The 21,602-nt window shown below is 64.1% G+C and carries 19 protein-coding genes and 4 pseudogenes; 10 read left to right on the top strand and 13 right to left on the bottom strand.

Annotated features, from left to right (window positions below; genetic code table 11):
- Positions 1–30: 30 nt before the first annotated feature.
- A complete protein-coding gene (locus tag LPJ38_RS28165) occupies positions 31–690 on the bottom strand; it encodes a peroxiredoxin (protein WP_145629857.1) in 660 nt (219 codons plus the stop codon).
- Between the two features lie 392 nt (positions 691–1,082).
- Between LPJ38_RS28165 and LPJ38_RS28160 the strand changes: the two genes are divergently transcribed.
- Positions 1,083–1,655 (top strand): hypothetical protein, encoded by a 573-nt coding sequence (locus LPJ38_RS28160; protein ID WP_167520298.1) that lies wholly within the window; start codon positions 1,083–1,085, stop codon positions 1,653–1,655.
- A gap of 56 nt (positions 1,656–1,711) precedes the next feature.
- Here the strand turns inward: LPJ38_RS28160 and LPJ38_RS28155 are convergent, their stop codons facing one another.
- Entirely contained in the window at positions 1,712–3,565 is a 1,854-nt protein-coding gene (locus tag LPJ38_RS28155) for an alkaline phosphatase family protein (RefSeq protein ID WP_145629858.1), read from the bottom strand.
- Between the two features lie 1,284 nt (positions 3,566–4,849).
- Entirely contained in the window at positions 4,850–5,131 is a 282-nt protein-coding gene (locus tag LPJ38_RS28150; RefSeq protein ID WP_145629860.1) for a hypothetical protein, read from the bottom strand.
- Positions 5,132–5,413: 282 nt separating this feature from the next.
- Here LPJ38_RS28150 and LPJ38_RS28145 point away from each other — a divergent pair, with 282 nt between their 5' ends.
- The gene (locus tag LPJ38_RS28145; RefSeq protein WP_167520299.1) at positions 5,414–5,860 is read left to right on the top strand and encodes a hypothetical protein; all 447 of its coding nucleotides are present in this window, start codon (positions 5,414–5,416) and stop codon (positions 5,858–5,860) included.
- A 1-nt stretch (position 5,861) separates the two neighbouring features.
- Here the strand turns inward: LPJ38_RS28145 and LPJ38_RS28140 are convergent, their stop codons facing one another.
- Positions 5,862–6,704, bottom strand: coding sequence for a GNAT family N-acetyltransferase (locus LPJ38_RS28140; RefSeq protein ID WP_145629862.1), 843 nt, complete (start codon positions 6,702–6,704; stop codon positions 5,862–5,864).
- A gap of 103 nt (positions 6,705–6,807) precedes the next feature.
- Here LPJ38_RS28140 and LPJ38_RS28135 point away from each other — a divergent pair, with 103 nt between their 5' ends.
- On the top strand, positions 6,808–7,512 hold the full coding sequence (locus tag LPJ38_RS28135; protein WP_145629863.1) for an SDR family oxidoreductase: 705 nt from the start codon (positions 6,808–6,810) through the stop codon (positions 7,510–7,512).
- A gap of 13 nt (positions 7,513–7,525) precedes the next feature.
- On the opposite strand, the gene LPJ38_RS28130 is transcribed toward LPJ38_RS28135, so the two are convergent.
- Positions 7,526–8,581, bottom strand: a complete 1,056-nt coding sequence (locus LPJ38_RS28130) for a serine hydrolase (RefSeq protein WP_167520300.1) — start codon at positions 8,579–8,581, stop codon at positions 7,526–7,528.
- Positions 8,582–8,863: 282 nt separating this feature from the next.
- Here LPJ38_RS28130 and LPJ38_RS28125 point away from each other — a divergent pair, with 282 nt between their 5' ends.
- From LPJ38_RS28125 to LPJ38_RS28110, 4 genes and pseudogenes are all read left to right on the top strand, one after another.
- The gene (locus LPJ38_RS28125; RefSeq protein WP_145629865.1) at positions 8,864–9,247 is read left to right on the top strand and encodes an ArsR/SmtB family transcription factor; all 384 of its coding nucleotides are present in this window, start codon (positions 8,864–8,866) and stop codon (positions 9,245–9,247) included.
- A complete protein-coding gene (locus tag LPJ38_RS28120) occupies positions 9,247–9,738 on the top strand; it encodes an SRPBCC family protein (protein ID WP_167520318.1) in 492 nt (163 codons plus the stop codon). Before LPJ38_RS28125 ends, LPJ38_RS28120 begins: the two co-directional genes overlap by 1 nt.
- Before the next feature lie 195 nt (positions 9,739–9,933).
- Positions 9,934–10,431, top strand: a complete 498-nt coding sequence (locus LPJ38_RS28115; protein ID WP_145629867.1) for a ferritin-like domain-containing protein — start codon at positions 9,934–9,936, stop codon at positions 10,429–10,431.
- Positions 10,432–10,557: 126 nt separating this feature from the next.
- Positions 10,558–10,773 (top strand): annotated as a pseudogene (locus LPJ38_RS28110) (hypothetical protein); the annotation flags it as partial.
- 77 nt (positions 10,774–10,850) lie between these two features.
- On the opposite strand, the pseudogene LPJ38_RS28105 reads toward LPJ38_RS28110, so the two are convergent.
- From LPJ38_RS28105 to LPJ38_RS28090, 4 genes and pseudogenes are all read right to left on the bottom strand, one after another.
- Positions 10,851–11,396: pseudogene (locus tag LPJ38_RS28105) on the bottom strand (ABC transporter substrate-binding protein); the annotation flags it as partial.
- A 31-nt stretch (positions 11,397–11,427) separates the two neighbouring features.
- Positions 11,428–12,414, bottom strand: coding sequence for a Bug family tripartite tricarboxylate transporter substrate binding protein (locus LPJ38_RS28100; RefSeq protein ID WP_145629868.1), 987 nt, complete (start codon positions 12,412–12,414; stop codon positions 11,428–11,430).
- A gap of 104 nt (positions 12,415–12,518) precedes the next feature.
- Positions 12,519–12,929 (bottom strand): annotated as a pseudogene (locus tag LPJ38_RS28095) (CoA transferase); the annotation flags it as partial.
- Between the two features lie 15 nt (positions 12,930–12,944).
- A pseudogene (locus tag LPJ38_RS28090) lies at positions 12,945–13,815 on the bottom strand (IclR family transcriptional regulator).
- Between the two features lie 211 nt (positions 13,816–14,026).
- Between LPJ38_RS28090 and LPJ38_RS28085 the strand changes: the two are divergent.
- A complete protein-coding gene (locus LPJ38_RS28085) occupies positions 14,027–14,869 on the top strand; it encodes a hypothetical protein (RefSeq protein WP_145629869.1) in 843 nt (280 codons plus the stop codon).
- Positions 14,870–14,871: 2 nt separating this feature from the next.
- On the opposite strand, the gene LPJ38_RS28080 is transcribed toward LPJ38_RS28085, so the two are convergent.
- The 3 genes from LPJ38_RS28080 to mhpA are packed head-to-tail and all read right to left on the bottom strand — an operon-like array spanning position 14,872 to position 18,510.
- Entirely contained in the window at positions 14,872–16,083 is a 1,212-nt protein-coding gene (locus LPJ38_RS28080; RefSeq protein WP_145629870.1) for an ABC transporter substrate-binding protein, read from the bottom strand.
- 41 nt (positions 16,084–16,124) lie between these two features.
- Complete coding sequence (locus tag LPJ38_RS28075; RefSeq protein WP_145629871.1) at positions 16,125–16,976, bottom strand: fumarylacetoacetate hydrolase family protein; 852 nt, start codon at positions 16,974–16,976, stop codon at positions 16,125–16,127.
- A 25-nt stretch (positions 16,977–17,001) separates the two neighbouring features.
- The gene (gene mhpA, locus LPJ38_RS28070; protein ID WP_145629872.1) at positions 17,002–18,510 is read right to left on the bottom strand and encodes a bifunctional 3-(3-hydroxy-phenyl)propionate/3-hydroxycinnamic acid hydroxylase MhpA; all 1,509 of its coding nucleotides are present in this window, start codon (positions 18,508–18,510) and stop codon (positions 17,002–17,004) included.
- A 176-nt stretch (positions 18,511–18,686) separates the two neighbouring features.
- Here mhpA and LPJ38_RS28065 point away from each other — a divergent pair, with 176 nt between their 5' ends.
- Positions 18,687–19,349 carry a TetR/AcrR family transcriptional regulator gene (locus tag LPJ38_RS28065; protein ID WP_231088423.1) on the top strand — a complete coding sequence of 221 codons (663 nt, stop codon included), beginning with the start codon at positions 18,687–18,689 and terminating at the stop codon, positions 19,347–19,349.
- Positions 19,350–19,665: 316 nt separating this feature from the next.
- Here LPJ38_RS28065 and LPJ38_RS28060 read toward each other — a convergent pair whose 3' ends face one another.
- Entirely contained in the window at positions 19,666–20,457 is a 792-nt protein-coding gene (locus LPJ38_RS28060; RefSeq protein ID WP_145629873.1) for a DNA-binding transcriptional regulator, read from the bottom strand.
- Positions 20,458–20,604: 147 nt separating this feature from the next.
- Between LPJ38_RS28060 and LPJ38_RS28055 the strand changes: the two genes are divergently transcribed.
- A complete protein-coding gene (locus LPJ38_RS28055) occupies positions 20,605–21,588 on the top strand; it encodes a VOC family protein (RefSeq protein WP_167520301.1) in 984 nt (327 codons plus the stop codon).
- The last annotated feature ends 14 nt before the right edge of the window (positions 21,589–21,602 follow it).

Raw genomic sequence — 21,602 nt, 5'->3', positions numbered from 1 at the left:
TTGGCCGCCGCTAGGCGCGGCCGCCCAAAGTCATTTCGGCTGCGGCACGATGCGGATGTAGGGCTTCGGCTCTTTCCAGCCCTGCGGGTAGATCGTCTTGGCCTCGTCGTTGGAGACCGAGCCCGCGATGATGACGTCCTCGCCTTGCGACCAGTCCGCCGGGGTGGCGACGCGATGCTTGGCGGTGAGCTGGAGCGAGTCGATGACGCGCAGGATCTCCTGGAAGTTCCGCCCCGTCGTCATCGGATAGACCAGCACCAGCTTGATCTTCTTGTCCGGCCCGATGATGAAGACATTGCGGACGGTCTGGTTGTCGGCCGGCGTGCGGGTGAGGGGATCGCCCGAGGTCGAAGCCGGCAGCATCTCGTAGAGTTTCGAGACGTTGAAATCGGTGTCACCGATCATCGGATAGTTCGGCGCCGTGCCTTGCGTCTCCTTGATGTCCTCCGACCATTTCGAATGGCGGTCGACCGGATCGACCGAGAGGCCCATCAGCTTGACGCCGCGCTTGTCGAATTCCGGTTTCAACTTGGCGAGAGCGCCGAGTTCGGTGGTGCAAACCGGCGTGAAGTCCTTGGGGTGCGAGAACAGAAGCGCCCAGCTATTGCCGATCCAATCGTGGAACTTGATCTTCCCTTCGGTGGTCTCGGCTTCGAAGTCGGGTGCGGTGGCGCCGATCGGAAGTGTCATGGTTCTACCTCATCGCATTGAATTTACTGGGGAATTAATCTCTGGCCGTCGCCTTCAGTATAGGCACTTGGCGAGGCCAAGTGAACGGCAACTGAACCGGCTGAAGTAAAATGTGAATTCCTTCCTTGAAGGGCCGATTTCCTAGCAACTTTTTGTTACAGCGGCACCTGCGGCGAAACATCTCCACCCGGGGTCACACGGTCTCGCTCGCCCCGATAATGCCTTTTATGACTTCCATCACGCTCGCCCGGCGCGTCCAGAACCAAACTGGTTCTGACAGCGACCAATTGGCAACCATCTCGAAAAGTCGCGATCGCCGTACCGAATCATTAACCACCCCTTTACGCCGGCATGGAAATGCTGGCCGATCAGAAGAAATCTGGAAGTGAACTATGTCTGCCGCTGCGCCTAAGCCTACCGAGTCGCCGTCCCTCGAACCGTCCTGCCGCGATACCGCGGCTCATGCCCTGAGCATCGTGCGCGACGGCGTGATCACGGGCGAAGGCCCGACCACCAAGGGAAGGGTGCATTTCTCCCGTTCGCTCGATGCCGATGACACCGCCTGGTGCTCGCGCATCCTCACCGCCACGGCCGTCAACGACCAGCCGGTCAGCCGCGCCGAAGCCGAAGTGCTGTTCGAGATCAACGAGGCCGCCACCGAGCGCACCGACAATGGCCGGTTCGACGACCTCCTGGCCAAGGCGGTCGCCCATTATGCCGCGAGCGCCTCGGGTCTGAAGGTGCCGCCGCGCAGCGTTGCGCTGGCGGCCGACACTGAGATCGAGAGCTGGGCGCCGTCCTATGCCTCCAAGGTCAACAGCGAGATGCTGGAGTGGATCGCCGGCCAGATGCGCGGCAAGCGCCAGAACAACCGTCGCCTGATGGCGATGGTGGCAACCTTCCTCGGCGCCACCGCGCTGCCTTTGGCGGGCCAATTGCCGAACGTGTTCGACATCGGGATGTAATAGCCCGGCCATGTGAATTTGCGCGCCTCAATCGAGGACGCGAGGGAACGGCGGGGTCATTTCCCCGCCGTTTTTTGTTTGCCGGCATCAGGCTCGAGCCCGAGCGTGCGGCCCGGAAATCCGGCGGCATCGAAATAGCGCTGACTGCCGACGCGCTGGAAGTTCAGCACGGTCATCAGGCCGCCTTCGGCGGGCTTGGACTTGAGCGTGCCGACATGGGCCTTCGGCGCGGTGCCGTTCGGCATGGCCTCTGACATCACGCGGCCGACCAGCTCGCCCTTCTGCGAAGCGCGCAGGCCCATGAGCTGGGCCGCCGTCATGCCGACGTCGGCATTGCTGACCGGCAGCTCGTCGACATAGCCGGCTTTGAAGTCCGGGCCGATCGCGGCCATGAAGTTCATGGTGTCGCCGCGGCTGAAGCTGCCATGCATGCCCTGGCCCTGGCGCAGCACGGTGTCGGCGACCTGCACCGAGCAGTTGGTCGGCGCCTCGCCGCAATCGCTGGCATAGGAGCGGAAGTTGACGACGATCGAGGGCGTCGGCGTCGCCGACTTGCCGCGCAGATTGATGCTCGACAGCGGCAGCGTGCCGGGGAAGCGGCCGAGCGAATCCTCGACGAACAGGCCGGAGACGTAGTCCTGCTCGAGCAGCGCCTTGATGGTTTTCGCCGCCAGCTTCTTGTCCTTGGTCGGCAGATAGATCAGGTCCGAGCCGCCATTGGTGGCGACGACGAGGTCGGGCTTCTCCGGATCCTTGCCGAGCACGCCGTTGCCGAACCTGGGATGCCTGTTGCCTTCGACCTTCGCGTTCTTGTCGTTGGGGTCGAACAAGGGCAGCTCGAGCGCCTTGGCGAGATCGAGCGCCAAAAATCCCATCGGCAGGAAGTCTTTCGGCGTGTCGTCATAGCTGACCTTGGCCGAAGGGCTGGTCTTGCTCTCCTTGGAGATGGTCGAGAAGCCATGGTCCGCGGAGACGATGATGTTGGTCGAGGCGGCGAGCCCGAGCTCGTCGAGCGCCTTGCGGAGCTGGGCAAGGTTGGTGTCGGCGTTCTTGATGCCGGCCATCGAGGTCGGGCCGTTGATGCCCGGCATGATCTGGTTGAGGCTGTCGCCGGTGTTGTGCTGGCTGCCGTCGGGATCGCGCGACCAGAACACCAGCACGAACGGCTTGTTGCGGGCCTTGAACATCGGCAGCACCACCTTGGTGGCGACGTCGGCGAAATAGGCCTGCTGGGCGACATTGGCAGACGTAGTGCCGGGCGTCTTGGCATCGCCCGCCTTGGAATTGTCGCCGCGCGGCGGCGTAGCGGTTGGCAGGCCGGCATTGGTCAGCGCGTCCTTCACCTCGTCCGAGAGCGCGACGCCGTTCTTGCCGCCGGTGGAATCGTCGAACACGACCGAGTGCAGGCCGGGCTTTTCGGGCTTGTCGGTATGGTCGAACTGGTAGGTCGGGCCGACCTTGCCGATCGCCGCGGTGCTCAGCCCCTTGTCGCGCGCCATCTTCAGGATGGTGTCTTCGTTGAGATAGTTGCCCTTGAAATGCTCGTCGATGTCGCCGAGCACGGCGTCGTTCTCGATGAAGGGGACCACGGTATCGCCGGCGGGCGCCGAGGTATAGTTGGTCCAGATCGTGTTTGAGAACACGCCGGTATCGCCGAGATAATGGCCGGTCGACATCGCCGAGCCGTTGGCCATGGTGAAGGTCGGGAAGAGCGAATGCGGGTTCTTGAAGTTGACGCCCTTGTCGCGGATTTCGGCCATCGCCGGCGCCGTCTCCGGCGTGACCTTCAGCGCGCGAAGACCGTCCGGAATGAACAGGATCAAATTGCGGGGCGTGTTGTTCTCCGCCGAGGCAAGTCCGGTGGACAGGACCGTCAGTCCGGCGGATAGCAACACCAGTGAGCGGCGCATCGAATCTCTCCTGCAGTGAGGCAAATGGCCGCGATCACGGCTTCCAGCTTCGTTTAGTTTCGCTGCGTGACGGTCTTGTTACAAGAGCGCCGAGCCATGCAAGCCAGGCAGAGGAGGGGAACGCGGCAACACCTTCTGTGTCGTCTTGGACAAGGCCAGGACCCATTGCCACCGAACGTCTTTGCGAACGGCTGGTGCCCACATCGCGCCGCTGCCGTATGCGGGCAGGCCGGTGTAACTCATGTCTCGTGTCCCGGACGCGCTGCAACGCTCTTGGCGTTGCTGCGCAGAGCCGGGACCCAGAAGGCCACGGCACTCGCTGATACATGGGCCCCGGCTCTGCAGCGCACCGTCGAAGAGACGCTGCGCTGCGTCCGGGGCACGAGAGTGGAGTTTGGCGCACGCTGTTTCACACCGTCATTGCGAGCGGAGCGGACTTGTCCGGCGAAGCTTTGGCGAAGGCGGAAGCAATCCAGGATCTCTCCACTGTGGCAGTCTGGATTGCTTCGTCGCAAGGGCTCCTCGCAATGACGGAGTGTGGGACAACAGCGTCGCTGCATCGATTTGCATCTTCATTGCAGGCACGCCTTCGCAGCCTCGCGGCTGATCTCGCCCGAGCTTTGCGTCGGTGCCTCACCCTCAATTGAAAAGGGCGCAGGGAAGACCGGGTGCCGGCCGGGCACCCACGGTCCACTGTGCGAAAGCGTGTGCTTACAAGGATTGCACAGCGGCATACAGGTGAAGCCAAGCAACCGGCCTTCCCTGCGCAGTGGTTTTACGGCTTATGTCGTGCTCTCCCCGGGGAGCGATGCACTATTGCCCCCGTCGCCTTGTAGATGACTGATGCGCGTGCCCGGTTAGGCCGCACGTCACCGCAAGACTTGGCGTACAGACCCCGGACGCCAGGACGACACGATTTTGCCGTACGCGAACCGCACCCGTCGTTGGCGCGACGCTTTCGCTCACGGTTGCCCGCCCTGCGAAGCTCTTCGCGCCGGTGTGGTCCACGTCCACCGCCGCCCGGCCCGCGTTCGTGACGATCGCGATACGCCCCTCTTCGTTGGGCCGGAGTGCGCAAAATCTAACAAAAATCCGAATTCGAATAAAGAGAAATATTTCCCCGGTGCGCGGTTGACCCCGGGTTTGGGTGTGTCGCCCGTCCCAACGCAAGGGCTTGTGGGCGGGACGCCGTGACAGGCTCGATGGGCTGCGCAAGCAAGCGAGCCGCTGACGCGCGAAGGCCCACCGTCCCGTGTGGGACGGCGGGCCTCACGTTGCGCGGCTTTACCAGCGATAACGGCCGGTCAGCGTGCCGTTGTTGTTGCCGCCAGGGCCGACATCGCCCTGTGTCGAGCTCGGGGTCGGATGGTTGGTGCCGTTGTACGCGCCATAGGGTCCCGCGACATCCGGATAATATGCGCGCGGCTGAACCGGCTCATAGGCGGGCGCGCTGCTGTCCCAACCCACGCGCGGGCCGTTCCAGTCGTAGCCCTGGGCCGAAGCGGCTGCGGTACCCGCGATGAGTGATGCCGTGATCAGGCACAGGAGTTTTGACTTGTTCTGCATTGGAGATGCTCCTTGCTTGTGTCGGGAGCCAACGGTTGCGCTGCGGGAGCGTTCCGGTCGTATTCGGCAGGCGTGATCAACTCCGATCAACTGGTTATGAAGCGCACGCCACGGAACGAAGGGGCTTGAATCAGACGGGAAACGGGCCTTCTGCCGCACCGGGTTCCCCGTTAATCGCGTGCCTTAACCAATAATTAATTATACGTTTGCGGGCGGGCGACAGCCCGGCCTAGCGTGCAGTGGGGAGCCGCTATTCGAAGCCAAAACGAGTTGGTGCGTATCATGATGTCCAGATCATATGGGGCGCTGTTCGCCTCGCTCAGCGCCGCCGCGCTGCTCCTTACTCCCACTGATAGTTCTGCCAGGCCTGCCGGCGCCGCGCCGCACGGCGCAGCCGCGGGCCCTGGAGGTGCGATGGCGCGCGCGCCGATCGGGCCGGGTGCCCGGTTTCACCGTCGCAGCAATCCCTGGGTCTATTGGCCCGGCGGCGGCGGGTTCTTCAATGACGGTGCGAGCTACGGCCAGCCTAACGGCGATACAACTCATTCGTTCTCGGGCGACGTGCGCTACACCTATTCGTACGACATTCCATGGGATTGGACGCATCGCTTCCCGCCGAACGTCGTGCCGTCCGACCGGCCCTATGTGCCGAGCTGTCCGACGGAGCAGGTGACGGTGCCCGGCCGCGGCGGCACTGAACACACCGTCAACATCACGCGCTGTTACTGAATTAGCCCAGTTCGAAGCTAGTCACGCCGAAGACGCGGTCGACGCGCAGCGGCGGGACGGGGCCGGTGTACATCCGCGCCGTCTCGAATACCGGCTCGAGCCCGAGTGACTCTGCGAGCGCAATCGCCTCGCGGTTGACGGCGGGGACATCGAGGAAGATCTCGCCACCTTGTGCGCTTCCGAGCAACGCTTGCACGACCGCGTCCGCCGCTGCGCGGTCGTCGGCAACGAGCGGGCCGATCTTGTGGCCGGTCCGGCACGGCCGGATCACGCCCCAAGCGGCCAGCCTGCCGTCGCGCAGCAGTGCCCGACCAATATGTCCTGGTGTGTCGATCCACGCGCGCAGGAAAGTGCTGCGTGCGGCGGGAAACACGGTGGCATCATCGGCTTCGATGATCGCGAATGGGATCTCGCCGAGGGCGACGATGTCGGCCAGCGATTTCGCTGGCGCGGCCACGACGGCGCCATAGCGGATATTGGCATAGGCAAGCTGGAATCCGGATTTCCTGTAATTGTCCTGCTGGGCGACCACGCCGTCAAGCCCGATCACGCGACCGCCTGCATGCGCGATCGCCGCCTTCCAGATGCGCAGGCCGTGGCCCTTGCTGCGAAAACTATCGCGTACGATGTAGAAGCCGAGGAAAGCAAAGCGGTCGTCGTAGTTGACGCAGGAGACGGTTGCGACCGGCTCGCCGTCGATCTCGCCGACGAAGAAGCCGTGCGGATCGGGGATCGCAAAGCACGCCGCGTCGGCAAGGCCCGGATTCCAACCTTCCGCCGCGGCCCAGTCGATGGCGAGGGCGATTTCTTCGGGACGTAAATTGCGAATCTGCAAATCGCTCATGACGGATGCTCTCGGCGGTGGACCTGACGGCAGGTCCGGCGGTAGAAGGCCTCATGACGGGGCGGGCCTCGTGGTTCGGTTCGACGATATCAAAGGATGATCGATTATGGCGGAGAAGGTTGCACTCGTCACCGCGGGCGGCAGCGGCATGGGGGCAGGGGCCGCGCGGCGGCTCGCAGCGGACGGATTTCGCGTCGCGATCCTGTCCTCCTCCGGCAAGGGCGAGGCGCTGGCGGCCGAGCTCGGCGGCTTCGGCGCCACCGGCTCGAACAAGTCCAACGACGATCTGAAGCGCTTCGTCGACGGCGCGCTGGCCAAATGGGGACGCATCGACGTGCTCGTCAACAGCGCCGGCCACGGCCCGCGCGCGCCGATCACCGAGATCACCGACGAGCAATGGCATGCCGGCCTCGACACTTATCTACTCAACGTGATCCGTCCGACCCGGCTGGTGACGCCGGTGATGCAGGCGCAGAAGAGCGGGGCCATCATCAACATCTCGACCGCCTGGGCGTTCGAGCCGAGCGCGATGTTCCCGACCTCCGCGGTGTTCAGGGCCGGCCTTGCCGCCTTCACGAAGATCTTCACCGACACCCATGCGGCCGACAACGTCCGCATGAACAACGTGCTGCCGGGCTGGATCGACAGCCTGCCGCAGACCGATGCGCGCCGCGACAGCGTGCCGATGCAGCGCTACGGCAAGGTCGAAGAGATTGCCGCGACGGTCTCGTTCCTGGCTTCCGACGGCGCGGCCTACATCACCGGCCAGAACATCCGCGTCGATGGCGGGCTGACGCGCTCGGTTTGAGCGCGGCGCCGCCTCAATGTGAAGCGACGAGCCGGGCCAGTTCCGGCAGGATCCTGTAGCGCGCGATCTCGTGCGGATATTCGCCGCGATTGGCGAGCAGGACGAGGCCGAGCCGCCGCGCCGGTACGAGCCCGATATAACCGGAGGCGTTGTTGAGGCCGCCGGGCTTGTCGACGACGGTGACGCCGGGAAGGTGCACGCTTTCCCAGGCCATACCCTGTCCGAATTTCTCGTCGACATGGAAGGCCTCGCGCTGCGTCATCCGCAGCGCCTCGCGCAGATGCGGGTCGATCGCGCGGCCGTCGATGGCGGCTGCGACGAAGGTCGCAAGGTCGCGCGCCGAGGAAAACATCTGGCCGGTGCCGGGAAAATCGAAATAGCTCTGCTGGTTGCCGATCGGGCCGACCGCCATGCGCTGGTCCGAATAGCCCTGGACGGCGCGCCGCATCCAGGCTTCGTCCATAACGGCGCGGTTGTCTTCGCCGCGCGCGGGCAGGCAGGTCGCGCTCATGCCCAGCGGCTTGAGGATGCGCTGCTCGAACAGCGGCGCGATCGGCATGCCGTAGCGGCGCTCCAGCACGAGCTGAAGCAGCACGTAGCCGGCATGGGTGTAGATGCGCTGCCGGCCGGGTGCGACGCCGGAGCCGGGCGCAAAGGCGTTCAGCATGGCGATGAACTGGTCGCGCGTGAACTGCTCGTCCGGCCAGGGCGGATGATCTGTCGGCAGCAACAGGCCCGATGTGTGCGTGGCCAACTGGCCGACGGTCACCTGGCGGATGTAGTCGCCGCTCAGCTCGGGCAGGTATTTTGGCAGGCGATCGTCGAGCCGCAGCTCGCCGCGCAGCGTGCCGAGCGCCACGAGCGTGGCCTCGAACGGCTTTCGCAAGGAGGCGAGATTGAACAGCGTGTCCGGCGTCACCTTCCGTTTGGCCGCATCATCGGCAAAACCATAGGTGAAGAATTCGACATGGCTGCCGGCATAGAGCGCGGCGGCGAGGCCGCCTGCATGGTCCGGCATCACCGTCGGCGCCAGATGGTTCGCGACGATGTCGCGCATCTGCGCGATCATGTCGGAATCCGCCAAGCTGCGGCGGGGCCAGGCAAGGGCGAGTGGAACGAGCGCGGCCCGGGCGAGCGCTCGCCTTGTGAGATGCGATGAGGTGACAAAGGACACGGCACGGCTCTGACGCAAGATGTGATGCGCCCCCGGGACCCTTCTTAACGTGAACCGCCGGGCGTCCCAATTCACGATTGCGTTGCAGGAAACCGCCGCACGGCCTGCGGCGAAATAACTTAGCCATGTAGCTAACGATTATTGACAACGGTTGGCCGGGGGTCTATAGTTAGCTTCATGGCTAACCAATCATCCCGGCTCGACCAGGTCTTCTCCGCGCTCGCCGATCCCACCCGGCGGGCGATCGTGATGCGGCTCTGCGCAGGCGAGGCATCGGTCGGCGAGCTCGCTGACCCCTTCGACATGGCGTTGCCGAGCTTCATGAAACACATCCATGTGCTGGAGACGAGCGGGCTCGTGCTGTCGGAGAAGTCCGGCCGTGTGCGCACCTGCCGCCTCAGCCCGAATGCGCTGCTCGGCGCGGAAGATTGGTTCCAGCAGCAGCGCGCGATCTGGGAGGCGCGGCTCGACCGGTTCGAAGCCTATGTGATGAAGCTCAAGAAGGAGAGGGCGGCTGCCAAGCGGCCGTCCCGTACAAGCAAACGGAAAGGTTCCGAGTGATGACGAATTCCGCCAATCCAGCCCTGTCGCAATGGTCGCTCGACCGCGAGATCGTGATGTCGCGCGTGATCGACGCGCCGCGTGATCTGGTGTTCGAGGCCTGGTCCGACCCGAAGCACCTGCCGCAATGGTTCGGGCCGAAGGGCTTCAAGGTCGAGACCTTCGAGATCGACGTGCGGGTCGGCGGCGTCTGGCGCTTCAACATGATCGGCCCCGACGGCACGGTCTATCCCAACCGCATGCGCTTCCGCCGCATCGAGCGGCCGTCGTTGATGGAGATGGATCACGGGCTCGACCAGGACGACGATCCCGGCATGTTCCGCTTTACCGTCACCTTTGCTGAGCAGAGCAACGGCAAGACCGTGCTGATGATGCGCCAGCTGGCTTCCAGCACCGAGCAGCGCGACGGCATGATCGGCTTCGGCGCCGTCGAATACGGCTACCAGACGCTGGACAAGCTGGCGGCGTATGTGGCGGCCATGAAGCGGTGAGAGGATCTTCGTCATTCCGGGTCGCTGAATCCTGCGCCCGGAATGACGGTCCCATAGGTTAGCGCAGTTCTTCGGAGGACCAGCAGGCAGCGCCGCGGGGGCTCCTGCGGCAATCGGCTTGGTCAGTTAGTTTAGGAACAACCGTCCGTTCTCCCCGGTTGCTGGAACGAAGCCAGTCAAACGGAGGACAGGAAAATGGCTAACGAAGCCCGCGATACGTTCGTGGTCGGACTACGCAATGCGCATGCGATGGAAGTGCAGGCGCGCGAGCTGATGGAGCGCCAGTCGGAACGGCTGGACGACTATCCCGAGGTCAAGGCGAAGGTCACGATGCACCTTCAGGAGACCAACGAGCAGCTCAAGCGACTGGAACAGTGTCTCCAGGCTTGCGGGGAGAGCACGTCCAGCCTGAAGGATACGGCGCAGTCCGTCATGGCCAACATGATGGCGATGGCGCATTCGGTCGCGGACGACGAGATTCTCAAGAACACCTTCGCCAACAATGCGTTCGAGAATTTCGAGATCGCCGCGTACAAATCGCTCCTGACGCTCTGCGACCCCGCCGGTGCGCCGGAAGCCAAGCCGCTGCTCGAAGCCTCACTGAAGGAAGAGCAGCGCATGGCTTCCTGGATCGACTCCAACGTCGAGAAGGTGACCATGGAGTACCTGACGCACCAGCGCCAGGCGGCCTAAGTCTCCGCGTTCCTCGTCGCGATCTAGCCACCGGCGCGTCGACGCGTCCGGTCGCTTTGCGCGCGCTCAGCCGGGTCATGCATCCAAGGGATAGGAACGATTGCCTCCCTCCGGCTTTGGCTGGTCTTGACGCACATCATCTTCAGCGACTATCGCAATCCCGCTGCCGAGCAGGCCTACGAGATCGCCTGGGACTTTCTGGCGCGGACCGGTGCCATTAGGGATGAATTCGAGGCCTGCGTGTTCCTGGCGCAGCGGATCACCACGATGGTCGAGGAGGGACAGGCCAACCGCATCCGCATGGCCAATCGCGCGATCTCCGAATATCAGCACCATGTCGAGGAAGCGGATGAGTACATTCGCAGCGGCGGCCGCCGCGCGGAAGGCATTGAGCACCGCTCCGATGAGGCCGCGCGTGTTCATTCTTTCGCTTCGTCCGTGATGATGTCCCCGAGCTTCTGCCAGCGCTGGCCGTCGAATTGCACCATCTGGAACTGCTTGTTGACGCGGTAGTCTGTCGGACTGGTCGTGACCGAGATCCCCGGCAGGGTCAGGTCGAGTTCGACGTTCTTCAGGCTGGCCGCTTGCCGCATCACGTTCTCGCGGGTGAGCTCGTCGCCGCACTGCTTCAGCACCTGCACCAGGAGCTGAGCGGTGATGTAACCGTAAATGTTCAGGTTCGAATCCCTGTCGCCCTCCGGGTAGTACTTCGTCATGAAGGCGAGATAGCGCTTCATGCCTGCATCGTCCTTCCATTCGGGATCGGCGGCGTCCTTGACGTAGCCGACGCTCACGATGCCTTTGGAGTTTTCGAGGCCTGCCGGCTTCAGCACCGCGCTGACCGAGGAGGCGTTGATGTCGATGATGTGCAGCGGTTTCCAGCCGATCTCGGCGACCTTCTTGATCGCCTGCGCTGCTTGTTTCGGCGTGGTGGCGCTGAACAGCACATCGGCGCCGGCATCCTGACAAGGACGTGTTTCATACCCGATTTCCCCCTTACTCGCCTTTGAGGCCTGCGTCGCGGATCAGCTTGGTCCACTTCTGCGTCTCGCTGTCGATGAACTGGCCGAACTCGGCTGCGGAGCCGGGTCGCACCTCGAGTCCCTGTGCGGTCAGCTTGTCCTTGATCGCGGGCACGGCGAGCGCGCGCAGCACCTCGGCCTGGAGCTTGTCGACGATGGCGCGGGGCGTCGTCGCAGGCGCCATGAAGCCGTACCAGCCGGCCGCAGCGACATTGGGAAAGCCTTGTTCGCGCAAGGTCGGCGCCTGCGGGTACAGTGCGCTGCGCTCCGGTGAGACGACGCCAAGCACGGTGAACTTGCCGCTCTGGATATAGGGCAGCGCGGTCGGCAGCGCCGTCAGCGTGGCGTCGACGCGGCCGGCGAGCAGCTCGGTATAGGAGGCGGCATCGCCGCGGAACGGGATGTTGAGGCCTTTGACCCCGGCGTCGCGGAATAGGAGCTCGCCGGCAAGATGCGGCTGCGAGCCGGCGCCGGGTGAGGCGAAGGTGAGACCATCCGGCTTCGCTTTGCCGTAGGCGATCAACTCGGGCAAGGTCTTGAACGGCGCGTCTGCGCTGATGATCAGGAACAGCGGCGCGACGACGACCATTGCGACAGGCTGCAGATCCTTGCGCTCGTAGGTCAGCTTGCCGAACAGCGCTTCGGCGGTGGCGTAGGGGGCCGCGACATAGAGGAAGGTGTAACCATCGCTAGGTGCATGCGCGACCATGTCGTTGGCGATGCGCGTGCCGGCGCCCGGCTTGTTTTCGACGATGAACTGCTGACGCAGGCTGCGGCCGAACTCTTCGGCGAGCAGGCGCAGCGAAATGTCGTTGGAGCCGCCCGGTCCGTAGGGCGAGATCAGCCGCACCATGCGCGAGGGCCAGGCGTCTTCGGCACGTGCCGTGAAGCTCGAGCCGGCGGCAACGCTTGCTGCGATGGTGCCGAGCACGGTTCGGCGTGTGACCTCGAATCTTGCCACTGTGTGGTCCTCCCTTGATTTTTTTTGGTTTGTTTTGAGCTTGCGACGTCAGATCACCTTGCGTTGGGTAAGCCTTTCGATCTCGGCCTCTGAAAGACCGAGTCGCCGGGCCGGTCGCGGCACGGCCCGTCCTGTCCGAAGGCGGTGGTGCGCAGGATGACGAGGCGCGGTTGGATCGACCACAGCATCTCCTTGGAAAGCCCCCAGCGATCGAGCGTTCCCGGGCGGAAATTCTCGATCAGCACGTCGAACCGCGGAAGAAGCTCCTTGAACAGCGCAAGCCCATCCGGCGTCCGCAAATCGAGCGTGGCGAGCTTCTTGTTGCGGTTGGCAGCCTTCCACCACAGCGGCTTGCCGTCCTTGAACGGCGGAAACGACCGCACGCCGTCGCCTTGGCCGGGCATCTCGAGCTTGAGCACGTCGGCGCCGTAGTCGGCCAGCAGGGTCGCAGCGAACGGCGCGGCGATGATCGTCGCGATGTCGAGAACCTTCAAACCCTCGAGCGGGCCAGCCATGTCATTCCCTTGCGCTTATGATTTTCTTGTTTTGCGAGGCGGCGCGGCTGGTGCCGTCTGTCCGACAATGGTGCGGATGCTGTCGGCAAGCGCTGCGATGCGCGGCCCGATCTCGCGCTCCAGCTGCCCCGGCTCGAGCCGGAAGGCGGGAATGCCGCAATTGATCGAGAAGGTCTGCCCGGGTCTCGCTTGCGTGAAACAGCGGGGCGGCGACGGCGTGGATCGAGGCCATGTACTCGCCCCAGCAGGTGCAGAAGCCGCGGCTGGCGCATTGCGCGAGGCCGGCGCGGTACTTGTCTTCGAAGGCCGCCCACAACTCGGAATCTTCCGCGGCAATGCGCCGCTCGAGTCCTGCCGCGTCCGCCGCCGGCAAGGTCGCCGCTGCGGCGCGGCCCATCGCCGTCATCACGACCGGAATGGGCATGCCGATGTCGGGAACGTGAGGACCGACGTCGCCAGAGCGTGCGGTCTCGACGTAGATCATCGAGGTCGCGTCGAGCAGTCCGATCGAGACCGTGCCGCGCACGCTCTGCGCCAGCTCCTGCATCATGGGACGCGCGAGCTGACGGAACTGCATGTCGGCGAGGAGCGGATGCGCCATTCGCAAGGCCCGCGCCCCGACGCGGTATTTGGCGCGCTCTGCGTCGTAGCGAAGGTAGCCGAGCTCGGCGAGCGTGTGCGTCAGCCGCGCCACCGTCGGTCGCGGAATGCCGGTGAGCGTCGACAGCTCCATGTTGCCGAGCTGCGTTGCGCCGGCCCTGAAGGCTTCGAGCACGACGAGGCCCTTGGCCAGCGTCGTCGCGAACGCGGCGTCATCTGCGCTCTCGGCGAGCACTGCCGCGGCGGAGGAGGAGGCGAGGGATGGTTTCGATGCGGTCCGGGCCATGCGGGTTTAATGAACTCGGCCGCGCTATTTGTCCAATAGATTCATGAAGCAGGCATTTTAGTCCACTATGCGGACACATGCGGTTTCCGCGGGCGGGCTCACACGCGCTAGGAAATGCGCCGTCGCGCACAGATTTTTGTCGCGATTCCGTGGTGTCTCGTGACAGGATTATTACGAACAGATGTCACGTCGATTACAGCGGAGCGAATTCATGTTGCAGTGGCAGGCACGGTCAAATCCCCTCGCGTGGTGGTGGGGGTCTCTGACGCTGGTCAGCGCTGCCAACATCCTCGTCTGGTTCATGCTGTACCGCGAGTTCTATCCGACCGTTGCCGGCAGCGTCAGCGGCGGCTCGGATATCGGGCTGATGTTCCTGCTTTGCGCCGGCTATGTGTTCGGCTGCGCCTTCCGCTCGGTGCTGCCGCGCGCCGACGTGCAGCGCATCTGTCTGTTCGATACCTGGCTGTCGAGCGTGTTCGTCGGCCGCACGGTCGCGACCGTCGCCGAACTCTGCTTCGCCGCGCAATGGGCGATCATCCTGCATCAGCTCGGTCAGATGACGGGCGCGGAGACCGCGGTGAACATCGCGCTTCTGATCGTGCCGATCATCATCATCGCGGAGTGCTTCTCCTGGTACGCGGTGGTGACGACCAACTTCCTCTACAATGCGATCGAGAATTCGCTGTGGGCCGTGACCTTCTTCCTCGCCGGCATCGCGCTGTGCCGTTTGATGCCTGAATTCCAGGGCGTGGTGCGCTGGGCGCTGATGTCAGGTATCGTCGGCATCGCCTGCTTCCTCGCCTTTCTCATCACCGTCGACGTGCCGATGTATCTGAGCCGCTGGCGGGCAGGGCACGCCGAGGGCAACGAGTTCCTCGGATTTTTCGAGGGCCTGCGTGACGTTGCCACGCGCTGGGTCGTGACCCACGACGTCGCGCATTGGAGGGGCGAGCTGACCTGGATGTTCCTGTATTTCAGCGCCGCGGTGTGGTCGAGCCTCGCGCTCTGCGCGCTCTACGCGATGGAAGGCTATCTGGCGCGCTATCTCGCCTGAGCTTACTTGCCGACCAGGCTGCACTTGCTGCGGTCGAGCGGACGGAAGGCCTGGTCGGGCGGAATGGTCGCGACCAGCTTGACGAAATCCCACGGCCCCTTGGATTCCTCGGGCGTCTTGACCTGCACCAGGTAGAGATCGTGCACCATGCGCTGGTCCTCGCGAATGCGACCGTTCGGCGTATAGGCGTCCGACACCGGCGTCGCCTTCATCTTCGCCATCACGGCCGCGCTGTCGTCCGAGTCGGTATCCTTCACGGCTTGCAGATAGTGGCGCACGGCAGAATAGACGCCGGCCTGGATCTGCGACGGCATCGCCTTGCGACGGGCATAGAACGCATCGGAGAATTTCCGTGCCGCCGGCGAGACGTCCTCGAAGAACGAGGTCACGATGAGGTCGCCACGCGTCGCCTTAAGACCAACGGATTCGATGTCGACGTTCTGAAACGACATCGGCACGATCTTCATCCCCTGGGCGGCGAGCCCGAATTCCTCGGCCTGCTTGATCGCGGTGGCGTTGTCGCCGGCAACGTTGATGGCCAGGATTTTGGCGCCTGATGACTGCGCCTGAAGCAGGAACGAGCTGTAATCGGGTGTGCCGAGCTGGGCTTTCACGCCGCCGGCAACCCTGCCGCCGAGCGCGGCGATGCGCTCCCGCGCAGTCGCCTCGATCGAATGACCGAAGGCGTAATCACCTGTGATGAAGAACCAGGGATCCTTGCTGGTCTGCATGATGCCGGAGACGACGGCCGTCGCAGTGGAGTAGGCGTCCTGGGTCCATTGCACGCTGGTCGGCGCGCATGCTTCGTCCGTGAGCTGGTTGGCGCCGGCGCCGGAGATCAGGAATATCTTGCCGTTGCCGCGCACCAGCTCCTGCACCGCCAGCGCCGCGCCGGAGCTGCCGCCATCGGCGACCGCCTGGACACCGTCGCTGAACCATTTGCGGGCGAGCGATGCCGCAAGATCCGGCTTGTTCTGATGGTCGGCTTGCAGGATCTCGATCGGCTTCCCGTTGATCTTGCCGTCGAATTCCTCGGCCGCCATCCGCGCCGCTTCGACCGAGCCAGGCCCCATCGCGGTCGCGAACACGCCGTTCATATCGGTGAGAACGCCTATGCGAAGCGCATCGCCCTTGATCTCTGCGCGCGCAGTGGAGCCTGCGACTGCCATCATGATCAGCAGCAGGGCAGTGGATGTCGTTCGGACGGGGGCCATGGCGTTTCCTGTTTCTATCGTTGCTTGATCGGTGCTTGTGTTCAGGCCGGTTCGGCGATGACCTTGTTGCGCAAGGTTCCGATGCCGGAGATTTCGACCTCGACGGTGTCGCCTGGACGCATCCACAAAGGCGGCGTGCGCTTCGCGCCGACGCCGCCGGGCGTGCCCGTCACGATGACGTCGCCGGGGACGAGCGGGCAGATCGTCGAAACGTAGGCGATCAGCTCGGGGACGGCGGTGATCAGAAGATCTGTCGTGGTGTTCTGGACCACCGTGCCGTTCAGCCGTGTCTGCAGGGTGAGTTTCGACGGGTCGGGGATTTCGTCTGCCGTCACGAGCCACGGACCAAAACTGCCGCTCTCGGCAAAGGTCTTGCCCGAGAGGAACTGGCTGGTGTGGCGCTGCCAGTCGCGGATGCTGCCTTCATTGTAGCAGGAATAGCCGGCAATGTAGTCGAGGGCGCGGCTCGCGGCGATGTGGCGGCCCGCCTTGCCGATCACAAGCGCAAGCTCGCCTTCGTAATCGAAATCATCGCTGACTTCAGGCTTAACGAGGGGCTGGAGATGTCCGACCTGACTGCAGGGGAAGCGGACGAACAGGGCCGGCTTCTCAGTGACGGTGCGCCCGGTCTCGGCGACGTGGTCGCGGTAGTTCAGACCGACGCAGATGATCTTGCCGGGATCGGGTATCACGGGGGCGAAGGTGATCTTGTCGAGCGGATGGTCGGATGCCGTGGACGCGACCAGCTCTGCCGCCTCGGCAACGCGACCCGTTTCGAACAACCGCCGCAGCGTGGTGCAGGGCACCATGCGCGTGCCGAGATCGACGACGCCGTTGTCCTTGACGGCTCCGAAGGAGGCGCGGCCGTCGACGATGAAAGAGAGCAGCTTCATTGGAGATCCTTGAGGCGTGTTGGGGTCAGGCCGCGGACGGCACGTAGGCTGGAGGCGTGATGACGGTGATGAGCCGGTCGAGTTCGGCATCGTTGCGGGCGGTCCCGCGGACGTAGCGGTCGGGGCGCACGAGCGCGGCGGTGATACCGTGCTCGCGAAGCCAGGGGCCGATGCCTTCAGCATCGCCGGCCGTCAGGACTTTGACCCCAGCCTGTGAAAGTGAGGCGCTCGAGGGGAGTGTGGCCGCGCTCTCTACGAGCAGGACATGGCTGTAGCCGGTCTCATCGTCGCTAGGGCGGCTGTCGGCCAAGGTGAATTGCGGTGCGAGATGTCCGGCGAGAGGCAGATCGCCCAGCGCGAGTCCCGGGCCGAGCAAGGGCTTCTTCACTTCGAGCTTGACTGGTGCATTCTGGCGCTCTTGACCTGCAGCCAGGCCTGCTTCGATCGCCTTGGTGTTGATGACGCCGCCCAGACGGATCGCCAGTTCGATGAATTCGCGCACATGCGGCTGGCGCTCACTTTGATAGGTATCGAGCAATTCCGCGTTGGCACCGCCTCGAATGACCGCGCCGACCTTCCAGGCAAGATTGGCGGCGTCGCGGATGCCGGCGCACATGCCCTGGCCGAGGAAAGGCGGGGTCTGGTGCGCGGAGTCTCCGGCGATTAGCAGTCGATCATTGCGCCATCGCTGTGCGATGACGGAATGAAACGTATAGACCGCGGCGCGCTCGAGCTTGGCGTCGTCGGGCGTGATCCAGCGAGACAGCAGCTCCCAGACCTTTGTCGGCTGCGCGATTTCGTTCGAATCCTCGTCCCTGAGGACCGTGATCTCCCAGCGCCGTCTCGTGCCGGTGCCGCGGACATAGGTGGCCGGCCGGCGTGGATCGCAATGCTGAAGGCTGTAGTCGCCGAGGTCGTCGCGGTTCCGCTTGAGCAGCACGTCAATCACCAGCCAGCGCTCGTGAAAACCGAGATCGTCCATGCCGGAGCCGATGAGGCGGCGAACGAGAGAACGCGCGCCGTCGCAGCCGACGACGTAGCTGGCGCCGACCTCGGTGAGCTTTCCGTTGGAAAGGTCCTCGTAGCGGACGCGCGCGCCGGCCTCGTCCTGATCCAGCGCGAACACGTCGCAACGGCTGCGCAATGTGACATGCGGCCAGCGGGCGAGGCCGCTGATCAGCACGTCCTCCAGATCAGGCTGGTGGAAGCGGTAGCTGAGATTCCAGCCCATCGGTGTCAGCGTCTGCGGCCGCGACCAATCCAGCAGCATCTTGCCGTCAGCATCCAGAAAGTGCATTCCGGGGCTGAGAATGACATGCGGCAGGATCGCATCGGCAAGGCCGATGGACTGGAACACGCGCATGCATTCGTCGTCGAAATGCACCGCGCGCGGCAGATGATAGGTCTGTGCCTCGCGCTCCAGCACCAGCGTCCGCACGCCGCAGACGCCGAGCAGATTGGCCAGAGTGGCGCCAACCGGGCCGCGGCCGACGATCACGACGTCAAACTCTTCGAGCGCTAATTTATCTTGCATCGGCCATCTTTGTGCTTAGGCGCGCCGCCACTTCAACGCTTCCGCGCCGAGTGTCCGTTCAGCGGACAGATGGGCTTCGGGCGCCGATGTGTCGGCTGGGCAAGGCCCCCATGGTTAGCTCTTGCAATGAGCGCATAATCGCGTATATGTACATATGAACATATATGCAGGTGATCATGGCGAAAGCCAAAAGGAAGAGCACTGTGCCGTCGCGCCCGCGAGGGCGCCGTAGCAAGGATATGCCGGCTGGCCGCGAGGCGCTCTTGGTGGCAGCCACTCATGCGTTTGCCTGCCATGGTTTCGATGGCGCCGATCTGCGCAGCGTTGCCGCGGCTGCCAATGTCAGCGCCAATCTTGTTCGCGTGCATTTCGGCAACAAAGCTGCGCTCTGGGAGGCTTGCCTGGATCGAGTCGTTGCGATTGGGCTTCCGGCCATGGCCGGCGTCCAGGAGATCGCTTGCGATTCCGAGCGCCCGCTGAGTGAGCGGCTTTGCGGCGTGATCTCCGAGATCGCCGCCTTCTATGCTGCGCATCCGGACGTCAGGGATTTCGTCGTTCGGCACGCCGCGGAAGTGCCGGAGCGGGCCGTGCTGGTGTCGGATCGACTTCTGCGTCCGGCCTACGCGACGGTTCGTGAGCTTTTCTCCGCCGGTATTGAAGCAGGCATCGTTCGCAGCCGCCATCCCGCGCTGTTTTTTGCGCTTCTCAACGCTGCGCTGAATCAGCCGCCGGCCTTTCCGATGCTGCTGAATCGGATTGCTCCCGAGATCGACCCGGAAACTTCGCGCGATCTGCTCGTAGAGACGACGATTGCGACGTTCCTTCACCTTCCACGATGATGCTGGATGACATCGCCAGCCTTGCCAAACGCCGACGCGAGAAAGTGAGTATTCCTATGCAATTTCGTCTTGTTCTTGCCTTGCTGGGCGCAACGATCGCGCCGGCCCTGGCCCAGTCCGGCCCGAGCGAAGCCGACCAGCGGCAAGCCTGCATGGGAGACGCTCTTCGGCTTTGCGCCGCTTATGTTCCCGACCGGGACCAGATCAGGAGCTGCATGGCCGCTCAGCGAGATCAGCTCAGCCCACAATGCCGCGCCGTCTTTGATGCGTCCTCCCAGGCCTTGAATTCACAACGGCGTGCCGGGCCGAGAGCGCCCTAGGAGTCGATCGAGATGGCGGCCGCCGTTGCGCGCAGCGGTGCGACGAACGCCGCGACAGCTTCGTCGCGTGAAAGCGCTGACCGTATCCAGATGATCGAGATGCAGCCGAACACAACTTCATCGCGGATGATCGGAACGGCGATCGAGGCCGTCTTGGGATTGTACTCACCTTCGCTGCGGATGGCGTAGCCGCGCGACTGCGTCTCGGCAATCATCTGATCGAGGTAGCTTTGGTCGAGAAAGGGGCGGTCGTCGGCCTCGTCGATGCGGCGGAGATGGCCGACGATGAGGTCACGTTCGCGCGCGGGACAGGCGGCGAGATAGGCGCGGCCCGCCGACGTTCGCAGCATCGGCAGGCGCTTGCCGATCATGCCGCGGTCGATCGACAGTGGGCTGCGGGAATGCGTGGTTTCCTGCACTACCATCGCCGCGTTCTCGTAGGTCGAGAGATCGACCGGCCAGACCAGGGTCTTGTTGAGTTCGGCGAGATAAGGTGCGGCCGCCTGGCAGATCACCACGCCGGGATCGTAGCCATCGCCGAGGCTCAGCGCGAGCCGGGTCACGCGAAAACGATCGTCGCTCGCGCTACGGGCGACATAGCCGAGTTCCTCCAGCGTCTCGAGCAGGCGGTAGACGGTCGGGCGGGGCAGGTCGAGCGCGCGGGCGACATCGCCAGCGCGGATGCCGCCGGAGCGGTTGACCTCCTGCAGCACATCCAGCCCGCGCTTGAAGGCGCGGACGCCCTCCGATTGCCGCGGCTGTCCGTTCCGCGTCCGCTCCTTGGACACTTCGTATTTCCTCCCTTGTGGTGCACGGCTGCGCGATTATCGTCTTTGCGAACGCGAAGCGATTGCGGAACGTTACCGTAGGATCGTGCGCGGCCGGTATCAAGTTCGCCGCAGTGCAGCGGGTGCGATGGCTTTGGGAGAACGTCGATGGAAATCACCGCGCTCGGCTATATCGGGATCAACTCATCTCAGATCGACCAGTGGAGCCGGATGGCCACCGGGCTGCTCGGCATGCAGCAGGTCGATCGCGGCGGCAAGATGCGGGCCTTCCGTATGGACGATCGCAAGCAGCGGTTGATCGTCGACGGCAGCAGCGATGCCGGTCTCGCGGTGATGGGGTGGGAAGTTTCCTCAACCGCCGGGCTCGATCGATTGGCCGGGCGCCTGGAAAGTCATGGCGTGAAGGTCGCGCGAGCCTCGCGCGCGCTCGCGGATGAGCGGCATGTGACCGAACTGATCACGTTTGCCGATCCCGCCGGCAACCGGCTTGAAGCTTTTTGCAAGCCGGAGCTCGCAAGCGAGCCCTTCAGGCCCGGCAGGCCGATCTCGGGTTTTCGCACCGGTGCGCTGGGCATGGGGCATGTCGTGCTCAATGTCGAGGACGTCGAGGCGCTGCTGCCATTCTATCGCGATGTGCTTGGCTTCCACGTCTCCGATTTCGGCCTCAAGCCCTACGGGCTGTATTTCTTCCACGTCAATGGCCGTCACCATTCCTTCGCAATGGTTGGTTCCGGCCGGAAGGCGTTGCATCATTTCATGGTTGAACTCGGCAGCCTCGATGATGTCGGACAGGGCTACGACCTCGCGCAGTTGGACGAGGGGCGCATCGCTTATACGTTGGGCCGGCATACCAACGATCACATGACCTCGTTCTATGTGAATACCCCTTCCGGCTTCTTCATCGAATATGGCTGGGGCGGGCGCGTGATCGATCCGGAGAGCTGGCAGCCGCACGAGACCTTCGATGGGCCTTCGCTGTGGGGCCACGAACGACTCCATATGCCGGAAGAGCAGCGCAAACGCCTGCGCGACATGCGGCTCGATGCGGCCGCGCGCGGCGTCCGCGTCGCCGATCCGCACGTGCCGCCGCTGAACTGCGCCTGGCTGGACTCGGTCGTTGCGCGCGAGTGATCGCGGCGGCGCAG

Origin of the sequence: Bradyrhizobium daqingense (assembly GCF_021044685.1) — a bacterium.
GTDB classification, from domain to species: domain Bacteria; phylum Pseudomonadota; class Alphaproteobacteria; order Rhizobiales; family Xanthobacteraceae; genus Bradyrhizobium; species Bradyrhizobium daqingense.
This window is presented reverse-complemented; position numbering and strand designations above follow the sequence as displayed.